This is a genomic window from Synechococcus sp. H60.1 (assembly GCF_047462335.1).
GTDB lineage: Bacteria > Cyanobacteriota > Cyanobacteriia > Thermostichales > Thermostichaceae > Thermostichus.
In genome coordinates, this window is record NZ_JANSJA010000123.1 from 8260 (window position 1) to 10832 (window position 2573).

General features: G+C 60.2%; 4 protein-coding genes. 2 read left to right on the top strand and 2 right to left on the bottom strand.

The window, feature by feature from the left end; translation table 11 throughout:
* The coding region (gene pth / locus NW852_RS06690) for an aminoacyl-tRNA hydrolase (protein WP_414426580.1) at nucleotides 1-630 on the top strand (630 nt) is incomplete at its 5' end.
* 148 nt (nucleotides 631-778) lie between these two features.
* On the opposite strand, the gene NW852_RS06695 is transcribed toward pth, so the two are convergent.
* Both NW852_RS06695 and NW852_RS06700 read right to left on the bottom strand, forming a co-directional pair.
* Entirely contained in the window at nucleotides 779-1006 is a 228-nt protein-coding gene (locus tag NW852_RS06695; protein ID WP_414378654.1) for a hypothetical protein, read from the bottom strand.
* 180 nt (nucleotides 1007-1186) lie between these two features.
* Nucleotides 1187-2065 carry a hypothetical protein gene (locus tag NW852_RS06700; RefSeq protein WP_414370556.1) on the bottom strand — a complete coding sequence of 293 codons (879 nt, stop codon included), beginning with the start codon at nucleotides 2063-2065 and terminating at the stop codon, nucleotides 1187-1189.
* 312 nt (nucleotides 2066-2377) lie between these two features.
* On the opposite strand from NW852_RS06700, the gene NW852_RS06705 reads away from it, so the two are divergent.
* Nucleotides 2378-2573: hypothetical protein (locus NW852_RS06705; RefSeq protein WP_414426581.1), on the top strand; the 196-nt coding region annotated here is incomplete at its 3' end.

Below are 2573 nucleotides of genomic sequence, written 5' to 3' on the forward strand. Positions count from 1 at the left end.
GGCAACCCTGGCCCGCAGTATGCCAACACCCGCCACAACTGCGGCTTTATGGTGGTGGATCGGCTAGCGGAGCGCTGGGGGATCCCGTTGGCCCTGGAAAAGCGGTTCCAGGGCTCCTACGGAGAAGGGCTTGCCCTGGGGGGCAAGCGGCGCCTGCTCAAACCGGAGACCTACATGAACCGTTCTGGCCAGTCGGTGCGGGCGGTGATGGATTGGTACAAGTTGGATCCCGCCTCGGTTCTGGTGGTGTACGACGATATGGACTTGCCCCTGGGTCGCCTGCGTCTGCGGGGATCTGGCTCTGCTGGTGGACACAACGGCATGAAGTCCATCATCCAGCATTTGGGAAGCGAGGCCTTCCCTCGCCTACGGCTGGGGGTGGGCAAGCCCAAAGGCCACCAAGACATGGTTGGGCATGTTTTGGGAAGGTTTGAACCTACCGAGCAGGCAGTGCTGGAGCGGGTTCTGAGGGCAGCAGTGGAAGCAGTGGAGTGTTGCTTGCAAGAAGGATTAAGGGCGGCCATGAACCGCTTCAACCCTCTAGATCTCTCCGAGCCGGTATCTGAGCGAGATTGGCCAGCTCCGCCAGCTCCTCTCGACCCAGCCAAGACTGCGCCCGGAGAAAGCTGACCGCGTCAGGGAGTCGGCCTCCGCAGAGCCACTGGCAGGAGAGGGCAAGGATCCCTCCAGGTTGCTCCCCGCGGGGGAGCGGCTCTCTTGCTAAGCCAGAGAGCCGATAGGTTTCCAAGTTTTGAACGGCAACGTACAGGATCAGCACCTACAAAAACGTCCAGCCCCCCTGGACAATGGCCACCACCCCCAGCCAGCCGGGAATGCACAGCCGCTCCGCCAGATCCACCAAGGGATCCAGCGCCACTGCCACCACCAACGCAATCATCGCGGTCAGCACCAGGTTGCGCAGTTGCCCCAATAGCAGCAGCATCCCTGTGGCCACCACCAGGGCTATGGAGGAGACGGAGAGGGTCAGTTGTCTTCGGCTCATCATCTGGCTGGGTTCTCTTCAAGGGGAGCGTTCCAGTTTTCCTGGGTAACAGACGGCTCTACCACCCTGGAATGGCTTGGCCGCACTTGCCAAACGCCCTCTGCCCAGAGACCCCAAACCCAGAACCTCTCTACCCAACGGGCCAGACAAAGATCCGCAGCAGAAACCCAGCCAGCAGTGGAGTTACTGCAACAGTTCCATCCGTACTGCTTCTACATATTCCAGCAGCTCTGGGGATCCTCTGCCTGCAGCCTGCCACAGCGTCAAAGCACGGCCCAGGTCGGCAGCGGCAGCGGCCCTATCCTCCCCCTGATAGGCGCGCGCCATGCCGCGGTGGTAGTAGCCCTCGGCTTGCTGCGGCTGCGCCTCGATAGCTCGGCTGAAATCCTGAACGGCCAAGTTGAAGTCGCAAATGCTGGCCCACATCAGGCCGCGATGGACATAAGCATCGAAAAGATCGGCAGGGCTTTGGTTTTGCTTGGCCAGCTCGATGGCCAGGTGCGACACATCAAACGCCGATTCCAGATGTCCCTGTTCGGCCCAGATGCGAGAGCGCAACAAGTGAAGTTGGGGGTTGCGATAGGCAATGCGATCCAGGGGGGACAAAGTTGCCAAAGCCTGCTCCAGCTCCCCGAAATACTCGTGTTGAATCCTGGCCTTGAGCAAGTAAGCTTCAGGCAAATAGGGATCCAAAGCAATGGCAATGTCCAGATCCCGCAGCGCCAAGCTCAGCAGGTGGTCAACAGCAGTCGCCTGGTCTGGCTCCGGCAAGGCCAAGGGATCGCCCTGCAACCGATCCCAGAAGTACTGAGCCCGCTGCAGATACAGCTGCGCGTTCCCCGGCTCCTGTTCCAGAAATCGATCTAGCCGCGCCAGATAGACGCGATCCAAGTGAAAACGCTCGCCAGCCTGGGTGGAAAGAGGGATCCCCCTTTGGGCCGCCTGCTGCGCCAGCAACTGATGCGCTTGAGAGCGCTGCTCCAGCTGCCGTACTTGGGCTTCCAGTTGGGCTTGTTGCCTGAGCAGGAGCTCAGGATCGGGTTCATCTGCAAATGCCGCCACTTGAACACTCTGCGCTGGCGCCGAGGAAACTTCAGGGACAGCGCCCCGTCCCTTGCGCAGGGAAGCCAACCAGCCGCATTCGCCGCTCAAACACAGCCAAGACAACAAACCCAGAAGCGCCGATCCGGAGAACAAAAGACTGGGCCTCAGCATGGATCCCACCCCACGAACTAGCTTGAGAAAACTTGAGAAAAGAGTTGCCTCTAAGCTAGTTCGCCATAGCCGCAGTGTCCAGACTTTCCCCAACCCTCGGAAACTCCCCCTAGGGGATCCCGCCGCCGGCCAGATCGATCGACTCTACGCAGCGATTCTTTGCCCATCCTTCGTCAGTGGTGTTGCTGGCTACAGGAGCTGAGACCCCTCGCCAACCGGATAAAGTCGGCGCTGCTCAATGCCAAGCTGAACCAAGCGGTTGACCCACGAATCCGGCGGCGCAAGCCCTGGTCATTAGTCCTGGCGGTAAGCTGCCTAATCTCGGCAGTATATAGCCTGGAGTACAGCCTGTTAA

Bases quoted from the DNA above. Each gene is read 5' to 3' on its own strand.
- NW852_RS06695 (WP_414378654.1), bottom strand. From the start codon at position 1,006: ATGATGAGCCGAAGACAACTGACCCTCTCCGTCTCCTCCATAGCCCTG.